Raw genomic sequence first — 22,010 nt, 5'->3', positions numbered from 1 at the left:
GACCGCCCCCCTTCCCCTCTCCCGCCCTCCCCGGATCGGGTTCGCGAGCACTGCTTGCGGTCTTGTATTGTTTGCGGCGGAGGATTCGCCTAGTGGCCTAGGGCGCACGCTTGGAAAGCGTGTTGGGGGCAACCCCTCACGAGTTCGAATCTCGTATCCTCCGCCAGTGCTCTCACCGGGCACGTTGTCGAAGGGCCCCACTGCTTGCAGTGGGGCCCTTCGACGTGTGTCGTCTCAGTTTCAGTCTCAGTCAGTCGGCGACGTGACGGAACTCCCGGGCCGTGAGGACAGACAGGTACTCCGGAGTTCGGCTCGTGGTGTCAGCAGCGGGGCAGGCTTCAAAGCCCCGGCCAGGTGGAACAGCTGCGTGCAGATCCATGTCGCGTCGACCCCTCCCGCGCCCCACGGGTAGCCACCCGTACTGCGGCCGTGACCGAGGGTCGCCGATCCGACCGACCCACCTTCAGGAGAGCCCCGCCGCCTTCGTCGCTGCGGCAAAGGCCCCCTGGCAGTTCGCCGAGGTCCGTCTACTGCCCGCCCACCAACGCATGGGACCCGGCCTTCAGCGCCCTGCCCAGTAACCGGCTGGTACCCCGACTGCTATGCCCTACGGACCCCGCTAGCTTCACCGTGCGTCTGTGAAGTCACCCAGTCAGCTTCGCTGAACGTGCCAAGGCCCTTGTACTGACGTCAACGGGCGAGGATGCCGACCGCGCAGGTCACCACCAAAGTCATGCCCGCCAAGGCGACGGTCACGGGGACTGCCAGGCTCGGGCGGCTGTGGACGAGGTAGAACAGTGCACCACCCAGCAGCGCGGCAAGCAGGGTCAGAATTAGGGCGAGAAGCGCGGTCGTCGTAGTCATGAGGTTCCCCTGAGTCGGTCCATCGCGGCTGTACCCGATCATGGAAGGCACCTGTGTGTTGCGGCACGCGCACACCGGTGCGGCCTCGCGCAACAAGGCAGGGGATCCAACGGAGGGGAACGAATGACTCAAGGGGAGCTGGTTCCGCGCGGATCACGAACGATGGTCTTTCAAAAGGACATCGACGGAACGCAGATCGGGCCTGACCGCTACGCGCTCGCCCTCGCGCTACGCGAGCTGGCTCAGCGTTTGGCCGTGACCCTCGGCCGTTACTCCGTACGTGTTGCCTGGGACCGCTCGACGCTTTCTCGGTACTTCAGTGGCGCACTAGTCCCGCCCGCGGAGTTCGTGGAGCAGCTCATTGACGACGGCAACCGAGAGACGGGCACCGAGTTGACCTTGGCTGCCCGGGACACAGTACGCAAGCTGCATCGGACCGCCCTGCGCGTCACAAGCCCCTACTCCGCCGACCTGCAGGATCTACGGGACAAGCTCGCGGAGGCCGACCGGGAAAGCCGTGATCTGCATCAAGAAGCCCGGCTCCTGCGTGAGATGGTCCGCAACGCGCATGAGCATCTCGATGAGCAACAGGCCCGGCTGCGCCAGCTGGAACAGGCTGGCGCGGCCGTCCGGCTCGCACACCGCGCTGAACTAGACCAGCGGACCGCGGACTTCGACTCCCTGCGAGCCGAGCGGGACGAGCTCCAGGAGACACTGATCCGGCTGACAGCAGAGCTGGCGGAAGCCGAACGCCGCGCGCGAGAGGCTGAGGAACGATGCATCAGGCTCGAGCAGCAGCTGGACACTGCCGAGGCTCAAGCCGAGGAACGTGATGCCGAGGCGAACGTGCACACCGTCACGAGTACGGCGACCGCGGAGGCCACAATCAGCCCGGGGATCAGCGTCCACCTCGGCATCACCCGGGAGGCCGGGGCCCGACTCGCGCGGGCCCTCGACGAGCAAGCGCCATCGCCTCTAACCGAGGCGCACCTGCGGCAGGTACTTGGCCGGCCGGGGATTTACCAGCTCCTTCGCGGTGGCCCAAGCCAGCCAAAGGAGCTCATGTACGTGGGGAAGGCTGACCGCGCTCTGCCGCAGCGATTGGACTTCGCCCGTCTGAGGATCCTGGGCCGCAAGTACATCTCGTTGGACGACATGTACTTCACATACGTCTACGTCGAGGATGACTTGTCTGCAGTCGCCCCGGAGAACCTCGTCACCAAGCACCTGCAGGAAGAGCGCGGAGTCAGCCCTTTGTGGAACCAGAACGGGTTCGGCAACAATGATCCAGGGCGCAGGCGGGACCAGGCACGGCTACAACCCCAGCACTTTGACGTGGCCCACCCCATCGACCTGGACTGGTCGCTCCGTCACGACGGGCGCCGGCAGTTGTTGTCTCCAAGAAACTTTGCCACCTACCTCAAGGCAGAACTGCCCTACGCCTTCAGGCAGGCTTTGGAACCCGCCCAGGCCGAGGACGTCTCGCTAGAGGTGCCCCAAGGTCCTCTGAGCGCCGACACAGCCTTCCGGCTCCTTGCGCGGAAGCTGGGGGAATCCTGGCAGATCAGCGCGCTCAAGGGGCACGTGATCCTCTACAAGGAACACACCGAATACCCCAACGCCCTCCGCTACTACCGCGGCGAGAACGTTTCGGACGCGTAATGACGTGAACTGCAGGAGCGGGACACCCACTGGTCCCAGTTCTGGTCTCATTCGCCCTCGTCCGGGACGGTACAGGCCAAGCCACGCCGAACGCTCCGCCGCAGGTCAGGGCACCCACAGCCCCCACCAAACCCCCAGGCGGACAGTTGGAAAGCGTGTTGGGGGCAACCCCTCACGAGTTCGAATCTCGTATCCTCCGCCGCGGCTGACCAGCCATAGCGAAGGCCCTGACCGGGGTTTCCGGTCGGGGCCTTCTTCGTGTCGTGGTCTCGGTTGGGGTTCTGGGCCTCAGAAAGTGTTGGGTTATCCGTTGGTCACTTGTGGTTGAGGTCTTCGGTGAGGCGTCGGGCTGCTTCAGTTTCGATGGGGCCGTGTGGTTCGACGTCCTCGCCGGCGAGTCGGGCGGCCATGAGCCGGATCATGGCGACCTTGATCATCGCTTCGGCGTGCGTCGTCTTGCGCTCGTAGTCCCGGGCCAATCTTCTGCACCGTCCCAGCCAGGAGAAGGTTCGTTCTACCACCCACCTGCGGGGCAGCACCTGGAAGCCTTTCACGTCGGCGTTGCGCGGGACCGCGACGATCTCCACGTTCTCCGTCTCCGCAGCCCAGCCGATGAGCCGGGAATCGACCACGTTGACGTAGCCCCCGTCCACCCAGACCAGCCCCACCTGGGGAAACAGCGTCCGTATGCCGCTCAGGACGCGCTTGGCTCCGGCGCGGTCTTGAACGGATGCGGAGTGCACCACCGCCCGTAGGACCAAGCCGCAGGTGTCCACCAGCAGGTGGCGCTTGCGGCCCCGCACCCGCTTACCGGCGTCGTATCCGACCTCCTGTCCGCCCTCGCTGGTCTTCGCGGACTGGGAGTCCAGTACCGCTGCGGACGGCTGCGGGTCCCGCCCGTCAGCTTGGCGAACCTGATCACGCAGCGCGTCGTGAACACGGTCCCAGGTGCCGTCCGCGCTCCATGCGCGAAACCACCGGTAGGCGGCATCCCACGGAGCCAAGTCATGCGGAACCAGCCGCCAGGCACAGCCACTGCCCAGGACGTAGAGCACCGTGTCGATGATCAGCCGACTCGAGAACTTCAACGGTCGGCCACCCCGGCGAGGGTCCCGCCGCGGCAGCAGCGGCTCAATCACCGCCCACTGACCATCCGTCAACGAGGTGCCATAGGCAGGCTTACACGCGCAGACACACATGCCTGTGATCTTCGCGGCCCCCAAACCACGAAGATCCCCATTACCGACTACAACCAGCACCTGACCAGTTACCCAACACTTTCTCAGGCGGCGTCTTCGCCGGGGTCCCCTGGGTCAGATCCGATGTCGCCTCACAGAGCCGCGCCGATCTTCCTGCCGACGTCGTTCAGCGTCGGCTCGGTGACATGCTGGTAGCGCTGGGCCATCGAGGTCGAGGACCAGCCCATGATCGCCATAACGATCCGCTCTGGCACACCGAACAGGAGGGGGACGGTCGAGGCAGTGTGTCGGGCGTCGTGGAAGCGGCCGTCGCGAATGTCGGCCTCGCGGAGGAGCCGCTTCCAGTGGTGGTAGTCGGTGCTGGGATTGAGCGGCGCGCCGGTCTTCGAGGTGAAGACGTAGCCCTTCTCCGCCCAGACGTTCGCGGCTTGGTCCCCCGGCCGCTGCAGATCACCGTGGAGACCACCACCCTGGACAGCCAGGTGGCCACCACTATCTACGAACGTGGACTCGCCCGCCTGCTCCACCACGAGATCGACCATCCGGTGGCCTGCTCTACACCGCACGCATAGTTGCCGATGCCGAGCCCCTCCCTGTCGAGCAGTACAGACAAACAGGACAAGCGTGGGCTTACAAGCAGTGAAGCATAGCGCGGCGAGTGGCGAAATCGCATTTCTGGCAACAAGATGCCAGGGCAGGGACGACCCATCTATATCGGCGGCGACATTCCGAGACCAGACACGATGCTGCCAATTTCGCTGACATTTGAGGGGTCGAATCGGGAACGTCGGGTCGACCCCTCACTGAACGGTTCAGGCCTGTCCCTTCCGAGTCATGCTGAGCGCCTTGCGATACATCTCAGGCACGCGGTAGCGCTCCACCCTGTCTCGCGGACCAGGCACTTCCTCTAGCAATCCGACATCACGAGCAAGCCTGACAAGGTCGGGTGATGTGCCCACCAACTGCTCGGCCGCGAAGGGTGTCGATCCGATCGCGCGCAGCCTGCTCAATAGCGGATCAAGTTCAGGAAACTCATCACGCTGGAGCGCGTCTAGGGCCGACTCACTGACCTGGTCCAGAGACTCCACCAACGCACGAGGCCTGATGATGGATCGAGAATAGCGATTCCCCTCTTCGAAACCCCGTTCCAACTCGACCGCAGCTGTCATCATCTGAGCCAGCGCCCTGGGGGCGTGATCGCCGTTAGCGTCAGCAAGCCGGGACCAGACCCAGTTATCGGTATAAGCAGTTCGGCCGCCGGACACCCGTTCGCTTGCCAGGATCACCCAGGCATTGCGAACAAACTCCTCCGGCCAGTACTCGACCGGGGTGCCTTCCAGTCGAAAGTCCGGCTTGTTTAGCCGAGCCGTCACCAACTGCCGGAACGGTCCCGACCGCCACGCCTGCTTGATCGCAATGCGCAGATAGTCCACCTTGTTCGACCATCGCAGATGAGCCGCACGGGCGCTTAGGTGTGACTTATTGGGAACTTTGACCTCGCGCCAAATATCCTCGCGCAGCAACACCTTGAACTTCAACCGTCGCAGCTGCGGCCCAAGCTCACCCACCGAAGTCAACAGGCCAGCCACACCATCGTTGCGACGCCTGCGGTCGTTGTCACTGTTACCAAAACCGGTGTCAAGAGCATCGAACAAAAGCATTTGCTCTGCGTCGAGACTACGGTCAATTTCCTGAATCCACTCACCGACCAGAAGGGGTGCCTGCTGATTCGACAGCAGCGATCTCACGTCCCTCAGCAGGTCCGACTTAAGGTAATCACCACCAGCGGCAGGCACACTGATAGGACCGTCCACCCAGGCGGGCTGCGGGACGTTGGGCAGGCTATTCATGATAGCTAGACCGAAAAGCACAGGCCACACCTGTCGCCACTCCAGCCCCCGATCCTTCAGCTCATTCTCGAGGGCTGAATAAACGTTGGCGTCCGGCGTCCAGGTCAGGTGGGTGTCGAGTCCTGGCGGGCTGGTGACAACAATAGCCGTGGGGGCCTCGGCGAGCCTGCGGAATACGGCTGTCTTACCGGTTCCCTTGCGCCCGATGACGACCACAGTATCCGTGGCAAGCGCGCGATCCACATCAGCAGTACTCAAGAATGTACCGTGCAGTTCCTCCAACGCCTGATTCTCGGCCGTCTCCCCAGCGAACTGAAGCGACGCCAGAACCTCGGACTTGCTTGGTTCTAGAACCTCGTCGACCTGCTCGCCGAGCGCATCACGCGGCTCGACGAGTCCAGTGATCCAGTCCGCCACCACGATAAAGTCATCCGCGCCTTGGATGCGCATGACCGAGTCTGATACTGCCAGCGCCTCCTGGTAGCTGATGACTTGGACAATCTCCTCGAGTGCCTCAAAGGCCGGACCACCCTCGGCGTTCCGTGCCACAGACAGCCATTCTCTGATCCACTCCTGTGCGCGCTCGGAGTACAACCCACGCACCTCAGGTGTGGCCGGCACTGGGGAGACGACAAAGCGAACTTCCGGAGTGCACAAGCTCCCCTCTACCGACCTGCGAGACTTTGCCGCCAGCAAAGCCCGAGTTAGTGCCCGAGTGCCTGCCCTCGCCTGAGGATGTGGATAGAAGGCGATGATGTTGACATCAGAGACGTCGAACAGCAGAGGTGCCGCCAGCGGGCTAATGCCTGTACGGGAGTCGATGAGAACCACATCTGGGCTCTCGGCCAGGGTAGACACCGTCTCCACCAGCAACCGAAGAGGGTTAACCTCGTCCTCTCCGTACCAGGCCGACGGGTCAAGGTGGGAGAGAAGCCGGGCATACTCAGCGCCAGGGTGCCCCGCTGGGAGCAGGAACAAACCGGCGTCCTCAGTAACCCGCAGCACATGCTCGTCGAGCGCGTCGATCTCACCGCTCACCTCGGCTGCAGCTAGAAGCGGAACAACTCCCATGCCCTCGGTTACGCGGTCTTCGACGTCGAAGAGCGATGCTAGGCCAGGGGCCTCCAGATCCATATCGATGCAAAGGACCGTCAAGCCCTGCCCGGCGATAACTCGTGCGGCGTGTGCCAGAGCAGTCGACCGACCAACTCCGCCACGTAGTGAATAGAACGTCGATACCACCGGCGACGGGAGCGTGCCGTAGTCCTCGGATGGGAAGCGCACCGTGATCTCGTCCGCCTGACCACTTGCCAAGGCCTCCGGCCACAAGGGCAGCTGCGCTGTGACGGGCGCGACGCCCGGCTCGTCCAGCTCCAGAAACTCCACCTCATCAGGAGTTAGCAGATCATACCTAACGATTTCCACATCCGGAATCAAGGCTTCAATGCGCTCCCGTCTCGCTCGCGGGGTCATGTCCGAAAACTGCGCCGAGATCACACCCACCCGGACGCCGGCATATGGATCGGCAGAAACCCGAACGCGGTCCCCAAATGCCTCTTGCAGTGCCCTTTCCATACCACTGATGTCATCCGGTTGTGTCACGGCGAGTTCCTCCTGTGTGCTCTTCCCTGCGCTGCCGTGCGACGTCGCAACTGCTTACTGCACCAGCTCGCGAAGCGATTAGCCGCCTTGATGTCGTCCTCGATCGTGACATCCTCTGGCAGGGTGGTCTGGTACCTGAGGCTGACGTCGCGGTCCGCGAGGAAGCTCCGAACATCCCGAGGCAGTACCAGTGGACTGAATCCTGCTTGTACCAGGATCGCCAGCACGTTGTGCCCGTCCCGACCCCGCGGCACGGCACGTCCTCGCGCTAGGCACAATGCCTTGGCGAAGCACTCGGCAGTGAACCCTAGGTAGTACAAGCACGCCACGTGCCGTCCCGCCAGGTGTAGTTGCACCGCGTCCGACCGTCTCTCCAGGGCAACGTCCTCCCACTCCTGCGGACTGCCTGGGTCCTTGTACAAGCCGTTCCCCCCGTTTGGGCTTCACCTGCGGCCACTCTAGAGGTCCATACAAACTTCTGGCTGACCTATCAGCATTGCCAGGCTGCTGGCCAGCGTGGCGGGGAGAGGCAGCCCGATCACCGCTCGCCAAGCAGCGCGAGCGCCGCTCTGGTTGCAGTCTTGGTTGCGTACACCCTGGTATAGCCGCGTTCAGCGGACCGTGGAGTGGACGCTGACCTGGGCGACGACCAAGCCCTCGATGGCCTCGCCGACATGGAGTTCCTCGGCTACGACGTCGACGCCGGGTCCGGCTGTTCGGCGATGCCATCGCCGGCGCCCCGCTCGGCGACCCGCTCGCCGAGGACTACGACCTTGGGAGGCGGCCCTGTTCGGCGAGAGGAACTCCATGATGCGCCGCCGGTTGTTCTCAGTGACTCCGAGAGCGGCCACAGTCTCCGTTGCTTCTCTTCGGGCCGGGGCGACGGCCACTACCCGACGTGGGTCGGCCGAAGCATCGACGGCACGATCACCGGCTTCGTAACGGAATTCTCCGTGGTATCACAGCCGGGCCGCAGCCCTGCCCCGCCGACAAGTAGAACGGGCTCACCCACCGTTCAGCGGTTCGTTTCTTCGCAGGTGAGAACGGATGTAAATCCCGACGGACGGCGTTCGGGGGATTTGGAAGCGTGTTGGGGTCAATTCCTCACGAGTTCGTATCTCGTGTTCTCCGCCAGTGCTCTCACCGGGCCCAGCCGCGCCCGGGCGGCTCACCCTGGAGCGCCGCCAGTCCGACACCCCGATCAGGCACGCGACCACCCTCGCGAACGCGCACCCACCCACCCGCCACAGGCACTGGCACAGACACAGGGGCACTGGCACAGCCCACCCGCTACCCAACCCGTCCGACCGGGCAACCAGCAGCCAGCCGCCAGCAGGCACCAACCACCAACCAACCGCCACCCACCCGCCAAATCCAGCCAATTACCCCCGTTCGACAGCAAGGGCGCCGAATCGCTCCGTACGCTCGCGCGTCTGCTGAATTCGCTCGACTCTCCTCGGGACAACCATGCACTCGCCGCACCCGTATGCCCCGCAGCCACCAGCGACTCCGAGACGTTGGTGGCAGCATTCCGTGCTCGTCGTCGTACTGCTGATCTTTCTGCCGCCGGTCGGGGTCGTGTTGGCCTGGCTGGCGCGGTGGAGTCGGGTGAAGAAGATCGTCGCGACGGTGCTCTCGCTGCTCTGGCTTGTGCTGATCATGGTCGCCGACCCGGATGACACGTCGGACGACGAGGAGTCGAAGGCGAAACCCGCCGTTCGGGAGTCGGTCACGCCCGCCCCGACGACCAGTGACAGGGAGGCGGCGCCGACTCCCCGGGAGAGTAAGAAGGCCGTACCCAGTTACGTCGGGAAGATCCTGCGGGAGGCGAAGACGGCCGCCGGCGCGGACGGGTTCAGTGTCGTCTCGCACGATGCCTCGGAGGGTGACGCGGGGCAGTGGGACGCCGACAACTGGCGCGTGTGCTTCCAGACGGAGGTCAGGCGGGGCGGGGCGAAAACCACCCTCGACTTCGGGGTCGTGCGGAAGGAGGCGCCCTGCCCGGAAGCGGACGGGGAGCCGGTTCCCTGGCCGAAGATGCCGGACGTGGTGGGCCAGACGTTCGCCGAGGCGTCGGCCTCCGTGGAGAAGATCGGGATCACGGACGTCACGGCCGAGGGCGCCTACACCGACGTCACGCCGCCCGCCGAACCGGATGACTGGACGGTGTGTTTCCAGGAGCCCGAGGCGCGCGAGGAGGTGCGCGAACCGGGTTCGCGCGCGGCCGTTCTGAAGGTGGTCGAACCGGGGGCCTCCTGCCCCGAGAGCGAGGGCACCCGGTCGCGTCCGGACCCCGACGTGCCGGACCCCGACGTGTCGAGCCCCGGTGACGACGACGCGGATCGCTCCGACGGGTCGGCGGCCTCCGGGGGGTCGTCCTCCTCCGGGAGCACCGGAGGAGGCGGCGTCTACTACGCGAACTGCGCCGCCGTCCGCGCGGCCGGGGCGGACCCCATCCGGCAGGGTCAGCCGGGGTACCGACGGGGCCTGGACCGCGACGGCGACGGGATCGCCTGCGATCGCTGAGCGGCGGGCGGGGTGGGGCCGCCGGGGGGCGGGGGCTCCATCCGAGGTGGCCTGATCTCGATGCCTGGCGCTGCCAACTGGCTGGCTCAAGAACGTCCTTGGCGGCGGCCGGGCGCCCCTTTCGGGGCGCTACGCTCGGTTCAGGCGATCTGGAACGGATCAATGCGGGGAGCGAGGAGGCAATCCTCCTCGCATGCGGTGCGGTCGCGGCTGTGGTGCGTGCGAAGTGGAACCTGTCGGCCGGTGGGTGCTTTCCCCTCGGGTGGCGCGTTCCTCGGCTGGCACCGTGGTGGCCCTCCGGCAGCCCGGCCCATCCGGCCCACCCGGCCCGGACGTTCTATCCGTCGTATGCGACCTGTCCGGCGTCGCATTCCGCTCCCCGATGCCCCCCGCACCCGCTCAGCGAAAGGATGTCCCAGCAATGGCGCACCACGTCCCGGTGGCTCCGCACACCGAGGAACGCCGGATTCCCCGCCACCAGCTCGGTGAGAAGGACATGTTGTGGGCCTGGTTGCGTTTCGCCCGGGCGACCGTCGTGGCCAAGGCGACCGGGCTGTCCGAGGAGCAACTGCGCGCCAGGTTGGTGCCGTCGGAGACGACGGTGGGCGGGATTCTCAGCCATCTGGTCACGGTGGAACGGCACTGGTTCGGCATCGTCCTCGGTGGCCAGGAGCACCCGATGCCGTTCGGGCCCGATGACCCGGACGGCGACTGGCGGGTCGCCGAGCACGACCGCCTGGACGACCTGCTCGACCGCTACCGCGCGGCCTGCGACGCCAGCGACAAGGTCATCGAGTCCCTCCCGCTCGACAGCTTCGGCGCCCAGCAGACGGGCGACTACACACTGCGCTGGGCCATGGCGCACGTCACGGTGGACACCAGTCGGCACGCCGGGCACGCGGACCTGCTGCGGGAACTCCTCGACGGCGAGCGGGGCTGGTAGCCGCCCGCGCACGGGGACGGGCGTCGCGGGCGGGCACCCCGGGCAGGCGTCGCGGACGGACACCCCGGGCAGGCGCCTGCCCGGGGCAGGCATCGCGGACAAGCATCGCGGGCGACGTGGCGAGGGGCCCCGACCACCCGTGGTCGGGGCCCCTCGACGTATCCGCGTCGGGTGTCAGGCGGGTTGGTGGGTCGTACGGGGTGGGGTGCTGGGGTCGGGGAGGAGGGCGCGGGCCCGGGCCTCCAGGGTGTCGACCCGGGTGAGGACGGACGCGACGACGCGCATCGCGGCCAGGATGTCGCCGCCGGGGCCACGGAGCACGCGGGAGTAGCCGATGAACGTCTTCATCATGGCGCCGAACTCGGTGACCTCCGTGGCCGCCGCGCGCGTGGACTCGGCCATGTCGATGATCTGGTGGAGGAAGTGTTCGTTGTCGGCGTCGAGTTCGCCGCCGAGGTGGGACTCCGCCATGTCGAACGCCGCGTGGATGCCCGCCTCGATGTCCGCCATGCGCTCGGCGAACGCCTCGCTGTGCGCGCGCAGCGCGGTGGCCGGCGCCGCCATCTTCCGCGCGAGGTTCCCCACGATCACGAGCCGGGCGCTCGTCGAGCCCTTGGCCGCCGTCACGGCGTCCATCTGCGGCGTGCTCTCGTACACGACCGCGGCGATCTGGTGCAGCGCGTCCCCCATCGCCTCGATGTCCACCAGGACGGCGTCCATCTGTTCCTCGGCCTGCGCCATCCGGTCGACGAGGCCGGGCGCGTCGGGTTCCTCCTCGGTCGCCTCGTCGGCGCCGGGTACGGGGAGTGGGGTGGCCGCGCCGAGGTCGGCGACGGGGCCGAAGCCCTGGGCGACGCCCGCTGCCAGCACGCGGCTCAACTGGTCGCGGGCCTCGTGGAGGCTGACCTCGCTGCGCCGGAAGCGGATCGTGCGCAACTGGCGGATGTTGAAGGGGAGGTTGCCGTTCTCGCCGATGAGGATGGCGGACCGTTTGCAGCCGAGCCGGTAGCCGAGTTCGAGGGTGACGTTGGGGTTGCCGCCGCTGACGTCGGCGATCACGATGTCGTCCTGCTGGAGTCGGCGGTAGACCTGTTCGGTGATCTCGCCGGTGTCGGTGAGGGTGTCGGCGCGTACGGGTGTCATGTGGTGTTCCCGGCAGGCCGCGACGATGATCTCCTCGTACACGCGCATCGACTCCTCGTACAGCCGACGCTCCGGGGTGCCGTGTTCGGCGTGCTTGTCGCCGATGGGGCCGATCACGAAGCAGCTCGGTGCCGGGGCCGGCGGTCGCTCCTCCGGCGTGGTGTCCCGCCCGGCGCTCACAGGGTCTCCTCCCGTTCCGCGTCCGTGCTGGTCAGCAGGGCGGACGCGGTGGCGCCCGCCTCGATGTCCGCCGCGTAGACCGGGAGGCTCTCGATGCCGAGGGACCGCAGCAACCAGGTGGTCGGGACGCGGTACTGGCCGCCGACGCGGAGCACCGGGCAGGGGAAGTCGCCCTGCCGGACCAGCCGGTAGGCCGTGCCGGGGCTGACGGCGAAGGCGCGGGCCGCCGTGGGCAGGTTGACGGCCGTCGGGAGGTCGAACGCCTCGGCGAAGGTCAGGACCCGGTGGGCGTGGTGGGCGTGGTGGGTGTGGTGGGTGTGGCTCATCGCGGACTCCCGTGCGGGTGAAGGGTCAGGGTGCCGATGGGTCGCCCGGGGCTCGGGCGGCGAACGCGGTGGACCAGTTCCCGCAGCCCGAGGCCGTCGGCGAGGGCGCCGATGCGCTCGCCTTCGACGCGCTGCCGGAACTGGGTGAAGCGCAGCGAGGCGGCGAGGCCGTCGGCGCGGTCGGGCGGGGTGATGTGGACGGCCCAGCCCTCCGGGGCGGTCTGCTCGTACGAGATGGTGGGGGCGTTCCACACCGGGCTGGTGTCCGGGACGGCCCGTTCGTGCCAGGTGCTGCGGGCGAACCGCCAGGCACGGCTCGCGGCGCGCCGCATCACGCGCTCGGCGGCGCCGGCGCGGAGCGGGTCCACGGTGGGCAGCCCTTCCAGCAGGCCCTGGACGGTCTCGGCCTCCAGGTCGGCGCGCTCGGCCGGCAGTCGGCGGGCGATGCGCCCTACGCTGCGGCGCAGTCGGGGCAGGGCGTACCAGACGGCCAGCAGCGTGGCGGTCTCGCCGGGGGCCGGCGCCGTGGTGGCCTCGCCCAGGACGTCGGACCAGATCGCCCGCGCCGTCGCCCCGTCGCGCGCCGGCCCGTGCACCAGGGCGCGCGCCGCGCACCGGTGCAGCGGTTCGGTTCGGGGTGCGGCGGGGTGGCCGGGGGTGCTGGCGCCGGCGTCGTCCGGGAGGGCCTCGACGTGCGCCTCGATGGAGTCGAACAGGCTGGTGTGGTGCGGCAGGGTCACGTGCTTCTCCAGTGGTCGGCGCTCAGGCGGTCGACGCTCCGGCGGTCGGCGCTCAGGTGGCCCGCGCTCGGACGGTCGGCGCTCGGGTGGGACGCGGGAGGTGAGTCGGTGGGAGGCGGGTCGGTGGGAGGCGGGTCAGTGGGAGGCGGGTCGCCGGGGGTTGGTGGGTGGGAGGGCGGCGGCGGGGGGCTCTCGCTGGTGGGGACGAGGGCGAGGAGCGTGGCGGTGGTGGCGTGTACGCGGCCGGCCAGCACGTCGATGCGGCCGGCCAGGTTCCGGGCCAGGGCCAGGGCCCGGACGAGGGGGGACGGCCCGCCGGGTGGCGCGGTGAGCGGGCACGACGGCGGGTAGGTCAACCCGAAGTTGTTGACGACGATGCGGTGCGCGGAGGCCCCGTTGATCGCGGCGCCGTGGCCCACGTACTGGCTTCCGCCGCAGCGCGGGGAGCAGCCCTGGTCGTGACGGTCCTCGTCAGACGTGGCGCTCACGGGCGGTCGGAGTCCTGTCGGGGTGCCGCGTGGTGGTGGAGGTCGCGGACGACGCAGTCCATGACGGCGACGCCGGACTCCACGTGCTGGTGCCGGCCGGGCGGCGGCGCGGCCTCGGCCGGGGCCGGGTCGGCGGCTCCCCGTGCCCGGTTCGGCGCTGCCGGGGTCTGTCCGGACGCTGCCGGCTCCGTGGTCGCGGCGGCCTGGCGGAGCATGTCGCCGGACGGGGTCGGTACGTACATCCAGGCGGTCTGCCGGAAGTCCTTGCCCGCGACCTCGGCCAGGACCTCGGTGAAGCGGGCGGGCGGCAGGCCGCAGTAGCCGCCCCGGACCACCGTGTCGTAGACGCGGTCGGAGACGATCGCGACGAGCGGCGTGGCCCGCGGGTCCGTCTCCTTCAGGCGGCGGCGCACGGGCTCGGAGTCCAGCAGTCGCTGGCTCTCGCCGCGCGCTGCCGCGTTGCCGTCGCCGGCCCGCCCCGGCGCGACGGGCAGTGGGCCGATGTGGAGGCTCATCCGCAGCCGGACGGGCGGCCGGGACCCGATGTTGTGGCGCAGCAGGTGGGCGTTCAGCTCGTCGACGAAGGGGCTCACGAGGTACGGGACCCACGCCGGGTCGCAGCCGAAGGAGAGGCCGTCTCCGGTGTTCGTCTCGAATTCCCGGGACACGTCCCCCAGTTCGGCCGCTTCGAGGGCGCGCCGCACGAGGTCGGTGATGGTCGCGCTGAGCGGGCCCTGCGCGATGGAGGGGAGTCGGGTGGAACCCATCGCGTCAACCGCGACGATTCCGAAGTGGGGCGGCAACGGGCTGCTGTGCGGGATTCCGGTACGCGGGGCTTTGGTCATGCGGGAATCTCCTTCGGGGAGGCGTCCGACTGTGGTGTGCCGAATCGATGGTCGGCGCTCCCCGGGAATCCCGCGCGGAAGAACTTCCCCGGCGGAAGAACTTCCCTCTGAGGCGGTGACGTCCGCCACATTCCCCGGCCGTTGCCGGCCGGGGAATGGGCGCGGTTCTCTACTCCTCCCTGCGGCGGGCCAGTTGCCGCAGTGCGCGTTCATCGCGAATGCGGAGAGCGGGCCACCGAACCGAGATCGCGTCGCGCCGCTCCAACTCGGAGACGGCGCTGGACAACGTCCGTGGGGTCACGCCCAGGGCGAATGCGAGCGTCTTCTGCGGAATTCCCGAGATGAGGGGTTCGCCTGCCGTACGCGCCAGGTCGAGGAGTAGCCAACTCAGGCTGCTCCGCACGCCGAGGCCCCGGGCGCCGACCCTGACGTTGGCCTGCCGGTGCAGTTCCTGCGCGTGCACCAGCAGGTCCTTCATCAGGTCGCGGCGCTCGACGCCGGCGAGGAAACGTCCACTCTCGACGACCTGGACGATGGTCTTGCAGGTGGCCTCCACATTCGCGTTCCGTACCCCACCCGAGAACGCGGACGTCTCGCCGATGAGTTGTCCACGTCCACGGATTTCCAGGAACGTGTCGGTACCATCCGGGTTCGGTTCAGTCACCAGCACCCACCCCTTCACCACGCGGAGAACACTTCCCCCCGGCTCCCCTTTCAGGAACACGCGCTGGCCCTTCGGATACGACGCGGTGCGCCCCGAACGGAAGATGCTGTCCCAACGACGATCAACGACCATCGGTTTCTCTTCGCTTCCTCTCATCACCTGACGAACCGGCCACTCCGCCGCCCTCACGGAAATTATTTCCCCCCACGGCGCCGACCGAAAGGGCGTGCGGGAGCGGCTTTCAGCGCCCCGCACGCCCCCCATATCACGCATGCCTCCATGCGCCGCCTGGTCAATTCGCGGTTTTACGCGCCGTATTTCCCAGCGCCCTGCCGGGCCCGGGTGCCGAATACCGGAACTCGTGCCGCGCGATACGGGACCCCTCCCCGCCCCCGAAAAACCCGCCCCACAAAACCCCGCCCCCGAAAATCCCCGTGCCTGACCGACCGCCACCCGCTACCGTGACCCCATGCAATGACGCCTGCCCGCGTGTCGGGCGCCACCGAGGCTCCTTCGGCTTCGCGACCATCCGGAATTCCACGAAGGAGACACCTCGACATGAGTACGCCGTATTCCCTCGCCGTCCCCGACGCGTTCGCCGCGTCGTACGGCCACGACAACCCGTCCGGGCGCGCCTGGATCGCCCGACTCCCCCAGCTCGCCGACGCGATGCTGAGCCGCTGGGAGTTGCGCGTCAGCGGGCCCGTGGCGCACGGCATGGCTTCGGTCGTGCTGCCGGTGACCCGTGCCGACGGGACGCCGGCCGTGCTGAAGTTGCAGCAGGAGCGGGAGGAGACCGCGGGGGCGGCGAGTGGGTTGCGGGCCTGGGGCGGCGGTGGCGTGGTGCGGATGCTCGACCACGATCCGGGCTCGGCGAGCATGCTGCTGGAGCGGCTGGACGCGAGCCGGCCGCTGTCCTCGGTGGCCGACGACGGCGAGGCGATGCGCGTCCTGGCCGGGTTGCTGGCGCGGATGACCGCGGTGGCCGCGCCCCCGGACGTGCGCCGGCTCGCCGACATCGCCACGGCGATGCTCGCCGAAGTGCCGCGCGCGGTCGAAGGGTTGGCTGACCCGGACGAGCGGCGGCTGTTGCGCACCTGCGCGTCCGCGGTCGCCGAGCTGGTCGGCGAGGCGGGCGACCGGCTGCTGCACTGGGACGCGCACTACGACAACGTCCTCGCCGGCGAGCGGGAGCCCTGGCTCGCCATCGACCCCGAACCGCTCGCCGGCGACCCCGGGTTCGAGCTGCTGCCGGCCATGGACAACCGCTGGGCGGAGGTCGTGGTGCCCGACGGCGTGACGCGTACGGTGCTGCGCCGATTCGACCTGCTGACCGAGGCGCTCGGCCTGGACCGGCGGCGCGCCACCGGCTGGACCCTCGGCCGCGTCCTGCAGAACGGCCTGTGGGACATCGAGGACGGCAGGTCGGCGCTTGAGCCCGCGCAGGTCGCCATCGCCGGCGTCCTGCTGGAACACCGCTGAGGTCAGGCGCACGTCCGGGGCGGGTGCGCACAGCGCCCGCCCCGGGCCCGCCGGGTGCGTGCGGCGGGCCGACTCGGACCGCGCGAACGCGTTGGACGCGGGGTTACTACGATCGACGGCCATGGACTGGCTGGAGCGGGTCACGGGCTTGCGGCAGTGGTCGCGGAACGGCACCCGCGCCCCGCACAAGCCGTTGCTGCTCCTGTACGCCCTCGGCCGGTTCCAACAGGACGCCGACGGCGCGTTGTTGTACAGCGCCGTCGAGGCGGACCTGCGTCGGCTGTTGGTCGAGTACGGGCCGCCGCACCGGACGACGCCCGCCTACCCGTTCCACCACCTGACCAGCGACGGCGTGTGGGAGGTGCGCACCGCGCACGGGGTGGGTAGTCCGGGGCCCAAGGTGCTGGAGTTGCGGGGTTCGCGGGCCGCCGGGCGGCTGGCGCCCGAGCTGCGGGCGGCGCTGCGGCGGGAGCCGGGGCTCGCCGGCCGGATGGCGCGGGTCCTGCTCGACTCGCACTTCCCGCCCTCGCTCCACGGCGAGCTGTGCGACGCGGTCGGCCTCGACCTGGAGCCGGCCGTCGACCTGCCGCTCCTCGCCGCGCGGCGGCAGCGGCGGGACCGGCGGCTACGGGAGTTGGTGCTGGACGCGTACGCGTACCAGTGCGCCTTCTGCGGTTACGACGGGAAGCTCGGGGGTCTTGCGGTCGGCCTGGAGGCGGCGCACGTGCACTGGTGGGCCTTCGGCGGCCCGGACACCGTCGACAACGGACTCTGCCTGTGCTCGTTGCACCACAACCTCTTCGACCGCGGCGCCCTCGGCGTCGACGACGGCCGCCGCGTCCTGGTGTCCCAGCGGTTCGCCGGTGGCAGCCCGGCGGCCCGCGCGCACGTCACGGAGCTGGCGGGCCGCCCGCTGCTCCGCCCACGGCCGGGCGCGAGCGATGTCGCCGTCACCCACCTGGCCTGGCACTCCCGGCACGTCTTCCGGGACGGTCCGCGCCCCTCCGTCCACGCCTGACCGGCCCCGACCGCGCGCCCCCACCCCACGCGGCCGGCCCGCGCGCCCGCGTACGCGCCGGCCCACCTCACCCCGCCGTGCCCACCACCGTGACGACGACGGCCGCCAGTGCCAGGCCGAGCAGCAGGACCGGCGCGCCCGATGGGAGGCCGGTGGGGCGGACGGAGCGGGCGGTGGGGAGGGAGTCCGGGTCGAGGCGGGCGGCGCGGGCCTGGGCCTCGCGCGGTGGGTTGGGCGGGAGGATGACGCGCCAGGGCTGCCGCGGGTCGTACTGGACCACGGCCCGGTCGCGGTGGAGCAGGTCCTGCACGTCGAGCGGGTGGCGGACGCGTATCCGGTACGGGTCGCGGTCCTCGGGCACTACGGTCAGGTCGAACGCGAAGACGCTGCTCCGCGCGTTCCGGTCGGCGGCCGGCCGACCGGTGGCCCTGTCGACCGCGCGCACCCCGTGGACCAGGGCGGGGGCGTACGCGCGCGGCCCGTCGGGGCGCAGCGGCCAGGCCGCGTCCTTGCCGGTGTCGCGCTCGCCGATGAGGCCGAGGACCGCCAGCGTCAGGGAGCCGGTGAACAGGCCGGTCAGCAGCAGCCAGCGCGGCCCGAAGAGGGCGCCGCAGGCGAGGGCGGCGAAGACCGCGCCGGTCACGGCGACGCAGAGCAGCAGGTACGGGGCCAGCCGGCGGCGCAGGCCGTACGGCAGGCCCGTCACACCAGGTCCCGGGTGGTGCGGCGGACGATGGCGACGCGGGTACGGCGCGGGTCGCTGGGCCGCTCCCGGTCGTACACGGCGAGGACCGTGCGCCGGAGCGCGACCTGTTCCGTGACGGCCCGCACCTCGTGCGGCGTGCCGTGCGCGTCGTGGAAGGCCACGGTGACCTCGCCGTACCCGCCGCTCAGCCGGTCCCAGCCGGAGAGCGTGGCCGCGGCCGTGTCGTAGCGGCGGGAGAGGCGGCGCAGCGCGGCGGTGCGGCGGAGGCTGGTGGCCGCGCCCCACCAGGCCAGCAGGGAACCGAGCCCCACGGCGCACCACAGGGCGGTGAGCCAGTCCGCGACGGAGAGGGCGGTGATGGGGACGATGACGTGGAAGTCGGTGAGGGAGTCGTGGGTGACCTGGCCGTCGGCTATCGCGTCGTGCCAGCCGACGATGCAGGCGACCGCGCAGAAGACGACGACCACGCCGCCGCTCGCGCGGTGCAGGAAGCGCGCGGCGAGGACGCCGAGGAGCGCGGCGGCGCCGGTGCCGAGCAGGGTGGACACCGCGGCGAACTGGTCGCTGGCGCAGGTTCCGGCCCCGTCGCAGGTCCACTCGACGGTCGCCGCCTCGTGGCTCGACGCGTACCACGCCACCCACACGAACCAGGCCAGCAGAGCGCAGGACAGCGCGCGCAGCGCGTGTCCGTAAGCCCTCGGTCGCACGTCGGCCCCCTTCCGTGCGGCCACCTGGGTGCCGGGCCGCGCCTGGGCGGACCCTATCCGCCGGCCGTACGGGCTGTCGGTGACCCCCACCACCGGGCCGCCGCGCCCGCCGCCCTGACGGGGCCGCCGCGCCGCCCCGACGGGACGGCCGGGCCCCGGCCGCACGGCGCGTGCGGGCGGGACCCGGCCGGGTTCGGCTCGGCTCAGGGCTCAGGGCTCAGGGCTCAGGGTCGGGGTCGGGGCGGATCGGGGATCAGCGGCCCGACTTCCGCAGCGAGCAGGTGGCCCGCGTGGTCTTGCTCGGGTCGCTCTCGGAACGGGCCGTCAGGGTGACCTTGCCGCGCTGCTCGGCGCCGGGTCCCGCGGTCACGGCCACGTCCACCGGCACCGAGGCGCCGGCCTTTGCGGTGGCGAGCCGGTTCGGCAGCCAGGCGGACCAGCCACGGCCGGAGGCCGCCGCCGACAGTCGGTACACGTCCGAGTCCAGGTACCGCGTGGCGTCCTCCGGGTGGGTGCCGGAGTCCGTGGCGGCCTCGCCGGTGTTGGTCAGCGGGAAGGTGCACACGGCCCGCTCCTTGCCGGGCTTGCCGTGCGGGGTGCCGCGGTCGAGGTCGAGCCCGCGGTCCTGGCGCCCGGCGCCGTCCAGGGAGCGCACGCCGACGGTGTACGAGAGCACGCCGGCGCCGTCGCGCTTGATGTCGAGCACGTAGAAGTGCAGCCGGTTGGCCTGGTCGACGTACTCGTAACTGCTGCCGGAGTCGGCGCCCGCGTGGAAGAGGGCGTCGCTGAGCTGGCGGTAGTCGCCCATGGTGATCTTCTGCTCGGTGCCGTCGGGGCGCTTGAAGTCGACCAGGTCGATGTCCTCGGGGTGCGCGTCGACGACCCAGGCGAACGGGGCCCGGTCGGCGTTCTTCGTCTTGGTGAGCAGCACGCCGTTGTCGGGCGTGAAGGAGTCCATGCCCATCCGGTCCACGACCTCGACGGTGTAGTTCTGGTAGCCGCCGCCGTCGCACAGCGGGTCGGTCGCGCGGTCGCACTGCGGCGACAGGTCGCGGGCCATGGTGATGTTGACGCCGGTCAGCCCCTTCTCGCCGGGCGGCGCCGAGCGCGCGGTCACGCTGGCGACGACCATCCCGGAGTCCCCCAGGGCGTCGCGGTCGAGCCGTAGCACGTTCTCCTCGTCCACGATGCCGAGCTTGAGCTTGTCCCGCAGCACGTGGTGGGCGCCCATCGAGGCGCCCGAGGTGGCCGGGGTCCGCCAGCGGGTGTGCGGGCCACCGGGGCCGTTGAACGAGCCCCGCGAGAGCATGCCCCAGATGCCGGAGTACGAGCGGCTGAGCGGCTTGCCGTACGGGTTGTTGTAGTTGTCGGCGATGCCCAGGATGTGGCTCAGCTCGTGGGCGAAGACGGCCATGCCGGAGCTCTCGGCCTGGGTGGAGGAGCCGTCGGCGGCGTTGGGCCAGATGCGGGCCGCGGCCTGCCAGGAGGTCCAGGGCACGTAGCGGGTGCTGGCCGCGTTGCCGCCGTCGGCGGTGGGCGCGGGCGGGCCCCACTGGGCGGGGACGGCCTTCGGGTCGGTGAACTTCATCTGCCCGAACTCCTGCCAGGCGGCCGACTCGTCCACTCCGGCGGTCAGGAAGAAGACGAAGTCGAACTCGCCCGGCTTCTGGGAGCCCACGTCCTTGACCCACGCGCGCTCGCCGTCCTCGCGGAGGTCCTTGCCGCAGGTTTCCCGCAACGGGCAGGCGCCGGGGTTCATGCCGGGCTCGATGCCGTACTGGTAGGACTTGTACGGCAGTCGGTAGACGCCGAAGGCGGTCAGGTCCACGCCGACCCGGCCACCGGAGTCCTCCATCCAGTACTCGTTGATGGTGTGGCCCCGGTTGAGCTTGCCCGGCTTGTTGAGGAAGTCCTCGTAGAACTGGGGAAGCTTGGCGCGCGGCACGTCGCTCGCCTCGGGCAGCGGGTTGCCGAACTTGGCCTTGCCCGCTGGCTGGCTGACCGAGAAGCCCTCGTCGGGGTAGTCGAGCAGGACGAGGGCGCCCTTGAAGGTGCGGTCAGTGGGCTCGAGGTCGGGGTTGGCCCAGTCGGTGCCGGGGACGGAGCGGTACTCGGCCCAGGTCATGTCGTCCGGGTTGCGCCAGTTCTGCGGGTCGATCGGCGCGGCGAGCCGGGGCCGCTGCGCGGACTCGGCTTCGGCGTCGGGCGAAGCGCCCGCTGGCGCGACGGCCAGCGCCACCAACACGCCGAGCACCAGGGCGAGTAAGCCAAGCCGCCGGACGCCCCGCGGCGGCCGGGGCACCGACGCGCGCGGCGCGACGGGGCCGGTACGGGAGGAGCGCGGGCGCAGCGCGCGGGACAGGCGCGCGAAGCGTGTCGTCGGCGATATGTGGGCTGCGCGGGACGCGCGGAGCGGGCGGCGGCTGCGCCGGGAGCGGGGTATGCGGCGCGCGCGCGAGCGGCGGAGGAACAAGACTCACCTCGTGGTCTGATCGCTGTGAGAGATCATTGGACGTGGACATGGCAAGTCGTTCAATGGGGGTTTCCCACCGCCGTCAAGGTAAGTCGGGGGGCGTCGGTGCGCCAGAGTGCCGACCGCGCGGTCGTGAGGTCACCGGCGCACAGCACCGCCACCCCCGGCCCGCACGACGCTGGACGCGTCACGGGGCGAGGGCGTGCGGAAGGTGTTCACGTACGACGGCCGCGTACGAGGGCGTCGCGTACGAAGGTGTCGCGTACGAGGGCGCCACGTGCGGAGGCGTCGCGTGCGGAGGCGTCGCGTGCGGAGGCGTCGCGTACGAGGGCGTTGGTGGGCGCGGTCACCCGTGGGCGCGGTGGGCCCGGGTCACCGGCGGGGGCCGCGGCCCGTCGTCACCCGCGGGGGCGGCGGCGCGGGCGGAAGCGGGACCGGTCGGCGTCGGGGTGGACGCCGCCGCCACGGGAGTGGTCGTACGGATAGTGGGCGATGCGGTCCTCGTGCTGGGCGTTGAGCTGGTGGATCACGAGCATGCCCAGCGCGATCATGGCCGCGATCACGAAGACGGTGATGAGGATCTCCACGGTTC

General features: G+C 69.7%; 22 protein-coding genes and 1 tRNA gene. 8 read left to right on the top strand and 15 right to left on the bottom strand.

What is annotated here, in order from left to right:
- The first annotated feature begins 78 nt into the window (after positions 1-78).
- Positions 79-166: transfer RNA gene (locus AC3CHW_RS17930), tRNA-Ser, on the top strand.
- Between the two features lie 524 nt (positions 167-690).
- On the opposite strand, the gene AC3CHW_RS17925 is transcribed toward AC3CHW_RS17930, so the two are convergent.
- On the bottom strand, positions 691-864 hold the full coding sequence (locus AC3CHW_RS17925; protein ID WP_488467117.1) for a hypothetical protein: 174 nt from the start codon (positions 862-864) through the stop codon (positions 691-693).
- A gap of 123 nt (positions 865-987) precedes the next feature.
- Here AC3CHW_RS17925 and AC3CHW_RS17920 point away from each other — a divergent pair, with 123 nt between their 5' ends.
- Positions 988-2,526 carry a helix-turn-helix domain-containing protein gene (locus AC3CHW_RS17920; protein ID WP_488467116.1) on the top strand — a complete coding sequence of 513 codons (1,539 nt, stop codon included), beginning with the start codon at positions 988-990 and terminating at the stop codon, positions 2,524-2,526.
- Positions 2,527-2,840: 314 nt separating this feature from the next.
- On the opposite strand, the gene AC3CHW_RS17915 is transcribed toward AC3CHW_RS17920, so the two are convergent.
- On the bottom strand, positions 2,841-3,725 hold the full coding sequence (locus tag AC3CHW_RS17915) for an IS5 family transposase (RefSeq protein ID WP_488471095.1): 885 nt from the start codon (positions 3,723-3,725) through the stop codon (positions 2,841-2,843).
- A gap of 131 nt (positions 3,726-3,856) precedes the next feature.
- Entirely contained in the window at positions 3,857-4,174 is a 318-nt protein-coding gene (locus AC3CHW_RS17910; protein ID WP_488471094.1) for a tyrosine-type recombinase/integrase, read from the bottom strand.
- Between AC3CHW_RS17910 and AC3CHW_RS17905 the strand changes: the two genes are divergently transcribed.
- The gene (locus AC3CHW_RS17905) at positions 4,070-4,297 is read left to right on the top strand and encodes a peptide deformylase (RefSeq protein WP_488471093.1); all 228 of its coding nucleotides are present in this window, start codon (positions 4,070-4,072) and stop codon (positions 4,295-4,297) included. The two genes, AC3CHW_RS17910 and AC3CHW_RS17905, sit on opposite strands and share 105 nt — an antisense overlap.
- Positions 4,298-4,537: 240 nt before the next feature.
- Here the strand turns inward: AC3CHW_RS17905 and AC3CHW_RS17900 are convergent, their stop codons facing one another.
- Positions 4,538-7,177: a P-loop ATPase, Sll1717 family gene (locus AC3CHW_RS17900; protein WP_488467115.1), complete on the bottom strand. Its 2,640-nt coding sequence runs from the start codon at positions 7,175-7,177 to the stop codon at positions 4,538-4,540.
- A 674-nt stretch (positions 7,178-7,851) separates the two neighbouring features.
- Here AC3CHW_RS17900 and AC3CHW_RS17895 point away from each other — a divergent pair.
- From AC3CHW_RS17895 to AC3CHW_RS17885, 3 genes are all read left to right on the top strand, one after another.
- Complete coding sequence (locus AC3CHW_RS17895; protein ID WP_488471092.1) at positions 7,852-8,856, top strand: DUF4241 domain-containing protein; 1,005 nt, start codon at positions 7,852-7,854, stop codon at positions 8,854-8,856.
- The gene (locus tag AC3CHW_RS17890) at positions 8,756-9,703 is read left to right on the top strand and encodes an excalibur calcium-binding domain-containing protein (protein ID WP_488467114.1); all 948 of its coding nucleotides are present in this window, start codon (positions 8,756-8,758) and stop codon (positions 9,701-9,703) included. The genes AC3CHW_RS17895 and AC3CHW_RS17890 overlap by 101 nt, the downstream gene beginning before the upstream one ends.
- A gap of 421 nt (positions 9,704-10,124) precedes the next feature.
- A complete protein-coding gene (locus AC3CHW_RS17885) occupies positions 10,125-10,646 on the top strand; it encodes a DinB family protein (protein WP_488467113.1) in 522 nt (173 codons plus the stop codon).
- A gap of 174 nt (positions 10,647-10,820) precedes the next feature.
- Here the strand turns inward: AC3CHW_RS17885 and AC3CHW_RS17880 are convergent, their stop codons facing one another.
- The 6 genes from AC3CHW_RS17880 to AC3CHW_RS17855 form a co-directional block, all read right to left on the bottom strand.
- Positions 10,821-11,969: a hypothetical protein gene (locus AC3CHW_RS17880; RefSeq protein WP_398608172.1), complete on the bottom strand. Its 1,149-nt coding sequence runs from the start codon at positions 11,967-11,969 to the stop codon at positions 10,821-10,823.
- A complete protein-coding gene (locus tag AC3CHW_RS17875) occupies positions 11,966-12,295 on the bottom strand; it encodes a helix-turn-helix domain-containing protein (protein WP_488467112.1) in 330 nt (109 codons plus the stop codon). Before AC3CHW_RS17875 ends, AC3CHW_RS17880 begins: the two co-directional genes overlap by 4 nt.
- Positions 12,292-13,035: a hypothetical protein gene (locus AC3CHW_RS17870; RefSeq protein ID WP_488467111.1), complete on the bottom strand. Its 744-nt coding sequence runs from the start codon at positions 13,033-13,035 to the stop codon at positions 12,292-12,294. The genes AC3CHW_RS17875 and AC3CHW_RS17870 overlap by 4 nt, the downstream gene beginning before the upstream one ends.
- Complete coding sequence (locus tag AC3CHW_RS17865; protein WP_488467110.1) at positions 13,032-13,523, bottom strand: hypothetical protein; 492 nt, start codon at positions 13,521-13,523, stop codon at positions 13,032-13,034. The genes AC3CHW_RS17870 and AC3CHW_RS17865 overlap by 4 nt, the downstream gene beginning before the upstream one ends.
- A complete protein-coding gene (locus tag AC3CHW_RS17860) occupies positions 13,520-14,368 on the bottom strand; it encodes a hypothetical protein (protein ID WP_488467109.1) in 849 nt (282 codons plus the stop codon). Before AC3CHW_RS17860 ends, AC3CHW_RS17865 begins: the two co-directional genes overlap by 4 nt.
- A 169-nt stretch (positions 14,369-14,537) precedes the next feature.
- Positions 14,538-15,164, bottom strand: coding sequence for a Crp/Fnr family transcriptional regulator (locus AC3CHW_RS17855; protein ID WP_488467108.1), 627 nt, complete (start codon positions 15,162-15,164; stop codon positions 14,538-14,540).
- 426 nt (positions 15,165-15,590) lie between these two features.
- Between AC3CHW_RS17855 and AC3CHW_RS17850 the strand changes: the two genes are divergently transcribed.
- Together AC3CHW_RS17850 and AC3CHW_RS17845 are read left to right on the top strand one after the other, a co-directional pair.
- A complete protein-coding gene (locus AC3CHW_RS17850; protein ID WP_488467107.1) occupies positions 15,591-16,514 on the top strand; it encodes an aminoglycoside phosphotransferase family protein in 924 nt (307 codons plus the stop codon).
- A gap of 121 nt (positions 16,515-16,635) precedes the next feature.
- Entirely contained in the window at positions 16,636-17,532 is an 897-nt protein-coding gene (locus AC3CHW_RS17845; protein WP_488467106.1) for a phosphorothioated DNA-binding restriction endonuclease, read from the top strand.
- A 67-nt stretch (positions 17,533-17,599) separates the two neighbouring features.
- Here AC3CHW_RS17845 and AC3CHW_RS17840 read toward each other — a convergent pair whose 3' ends face one another.
- The 5 genes from AC3CHW_RS17840 to AC3CHW_RS17820 all read right to left on the bottom strand — a co-directional run bounded on the left by AC3CHW_RS17840 (position 17,600) and on the right by AC3CHW_RS17820 (position 22,005).
- Positions 17,600-18,238, bottom strand: coding sequence for a hypothetical protein (locus AC3CHW_RS17840; RefSeq protein WP_488467105.1), 639 nt, complete (start codon positions 18,236-18,238; stop codon positions 17,600-17,602).
- A complete protein-coding gene (locus tag AC3CHW_RS17835; protein ID WP_488467104.1) occupies positions 18,235-18,945 on the bottom strand; it encodes a hypothetical protein in 711 nt (236 codons plus the stop codon). Before AC3CHW_RS17835 ends, AC3CHW_RS17840 begins: the two co-directional genes overlap by 4 nt.
- A gap of 253 nt (positions 18,946-19,198) precedes the next feature.
- Complete coding sequence (locus tag AC3CHW_RS17830) at positions 19,199-21,199, bottom strand: M6 family metalloprotease domain-containing protein (protein WP_488467103.1); 2,001 nt, start codon at positions 21,197-21,199, stop codon at positions 19,199-19,201.
- A gap of 434 nt (positions 21,200-21,633) precedes the next feature.
- Positions 21,634-21,768, bottom strand: a complete 135-nt coding sequence (locus AC3CHW_RS17825; protein ID WP_488467102.1) for a hypothetical protein — start codon at positions 21,766-21,768, stop codon at positions 21,634-21,636.
- 48 nt (positions 21,769-21,816) lie between these two features.
- A complete protein-coding gene (locus AC3CHW_RS17820; RefSeq protein ID WP_488467101.1) occupies positions 21,817-22,005 on the bottom strand; it encodes a hypothetical protein in 189 nt (62 codons plus the stop codon).
- Positions 22,006-22,010 lie beyond the last annotated feature (5 nt).

This window comes from Streptomyces sp. MGP-BFMKR1 (genome assembly GCF_057766585.1).
The sequence above is the reverse complement of the archived record's forward strand: the minus strand, read 5'-3'. Positions and strand labels throughout refer to the sequence as shown.